Genomic DNA, 2,531 nt, shown 5'->3' on the forward strand with positions numbered 1-2,531 from the left:
GTCTTCACCTCCACGATGCCCTGGTAGTCGGCGCCGTGCAGCTTCAGGGAGCTGGCCTCCAGCCGCCAGGGCGCGTCGGGGAGCTCGGCGATGACCTGTACCTCGACGTGGCGTGCATCGGTGACGAGGCGTTCGAGGAAGACGACGGGGTCGCCGAAGGACCGCTCTGCTTCGCCCTGCGTGCGCTCGAGTGCAACTTCGAGTTCGTCTTCGGCCCAGACCTTGCGGATACCGCGTCCGCCGCCGCCGCTTCGGGCCTTGATGATCAGGGGATATCCGATGGACTGAGCATGACGACGAGCGTCGGCGCGCGTTTCGACAGGTCCGCCGCTCCACGGAGCGACAGGTACGCCGACCTTCTCGGCCAGGATCTTGGCGGCAACCTTGTCGCCGAGCAGGCGCATCGCGTCGGCGCTCGGGCCGATGAACGTGATGCCCAGTTTCGCGACGATCTCCGCGAAGGCGGGATCCTCGGCCACGAAGCCCCAGCCGACCCAGACTGCGTCGGCCTTGGCTGCGAGGAGTGCTCGCTCGAGTTCGGCGTAGTCGAGGTACGGGCTACCGGTGCCGGTGCTGCGCAGGGTCACGCCCTCATCGGCCTGGCGGACGAACATGGCGCGGCGCTCGGCCTCTGTGTGCAGTGCAATGACGCGAATGCCGTAGTCGTGTTCGGCGTTCAGTTCGCGTACAGCCCTGATCAGCCGGACCGCGGCCTCACCTCGATTGACCACTGCGATTCGTTTGAACATTGTCACTGCCACCGTCCTTGATGAGATTCTTCGTCACGTACGTTGCGATATGAGCCGACCGTGTCCCACATACCCGGATTACCTGGTTCGTGAACTACGCCGCGATGCGCTGTGTTTCCCCACGGTTGCGCGTCGGCAAGTGATTGCCCATCCGGTTCGTAGAGTCCCCTGCGCTCAGGCACGGCGTGCCTTGTGTGCCACCCTGCAGGCGTGGACTCAGAACCGCTCCAATCACGAATCAGCAACATATTGTGTCTGCTTCCAGGGAATCCCTGGTTTATCTAAGAATGCAGTATGTCGACGCTCATGTCACCTGGGCGAATTGAAGAATATTAGTCAACGTGAACCACGGTTACACATATGGCGTTAAATCATTGCGGTGCAATCGAATTCGGACTTGTGATACGGATCACGATGGTAATGAAATCGGCAAGGAAGTGAATACTCACTGGTAACAAAATCGCGTATTCGGAGAATTCTCACGATTGCTCGATTATTACTGATCGGTACTACTGGCGAGTATTTTTTACGTCCTGTCGGACCGTATTCGAGAAATCGCCTTCGATGGTCGCGATGTGCTGTGCGATCGCGTCGAGTCCTCCGGAAGGGAGCTGCAATGCGTTGCCGAGAGTAAGGGAAGTCCGCTTGAAGTGCTCCACAAGGGGTTCGTATTTCGTGACCAGTCTCAGTCTGTCGGTCTCGTTCAGGTACTTCACGCTTCCCGCGTTGTCGACGAAGTCGCTGAACTTCACGAGGAACACTGCGGGATCCTCGATCGCGCGGATGACGTGATCCTGGTAGCCGGTGGTGTTGTCGTGCGGGTAGTCGATTGGATTGGTCACTGCCTCAACAAGTTCGGAGATTCTGTGGCTGAAGTGCGAGGCGATAAGTGTTGACGCACGTTCTTGCGCCTCGGATGCGGACATGTCGTCCGCAGTCTGGCCGCCGAGGAGCGCGATGACGGCGTGTGGTCGGTCCTCGACCGTGTCGTGCAGCGCGGTTGCGCTCAGGATCTCGACGTCGGAGCATCCGTACCGAAGCAGCCGCAACACATTTCGAAGGGGATGAACGATGTAGGGATCCTCGTTGGATTTGATCCCGTTCTTTCTGAGCTGATCGAGATGCGCGAGGGTCGCGACCTCCATGGCGAGCCGCAGGGTTTCACCCGGGATCGCCAGCTCGTCGACGGCGCTCTCGATGGCGAAGACCAGCGTCGCAGCGTCCATCTCCTTCAGGGGTAACTGTTCGAATGCAGATCTGATCGGGTCGGAGTTGCTCATGCCAAATAGCCTTCCGGTTGGTGAGGCGTCGCGACGAATGTCCTGGTGCGGATCTGCAATCGAGTCCTGATTGACGCCGGAAATACGGGCCGAGGTCAGAATCATCTTGATTCTATCCGGAGACTACGACAGCAAGTGTTCTTAGCGTTGTAGTCGAGGTGGACGGGGAGTTTCGTTCGCTTTCATCACTGGCAGACATGGGTAGGAAGAGGTTCGATGACCACGGAGGCGACCCTGGCGTCGTTTGTCGAGACCGTTGACACGGATGTCGATACTCATCCACTGGACGACCCTGTGCGACAAGGACTTCGCGGACATCATGCGCAATTCGCTCGCTGGGCAGGGAGAGTTGCGCGATACGACCCGACAGTCGCTCCGTTTGTCGGTCATCCGCCCGAGTTGGACGCCGAAGACTGGGCGCCGATGCACTTGCGGCGGCCGTCGCCGAAGGCGAGGAACGAGCCGCGGGTGGCCGCCGTGTTGCCGGTGGTCCAGCGGTCCG

2 protein-coding genes are annotated in these 2,531 nt (G+C 59.9%); both read right to left on the minus strand.

The annotated features are described in order from the left end of the window. On the minus strand, positions 1–749 hold a 749-nt coding region (locus ABT116_RS42505; protein WP_351645952.1), incomplete at its 3' end, for a biotin carboxylase N-terminal domain-containing protein. A gap of 509 nt (positions 750–1,258) precedes the next feature. Then, positions 1,259–2,134: a hypothetical protein gene (locus ABT116_RS42510; RefSeq protein WP_351645956.1), complete on the minus strand. Its 876-nt coding sequence runs from the start codon at positions 2,132–2,134 to the stop codon at positions 1,259–1,261. Positions 2,135–2,531 lie beyond the last annotated feature (397 nt).

Source organism: Streptomyces sp. NPDC002130, from assembly GCF_040296465.1.
Classification (GTDB): domain Bacteria; phylum Actinomycetota; class Actinomycetes; order Streptomycetales; family Streptomycetaceae; genus Streptomyces.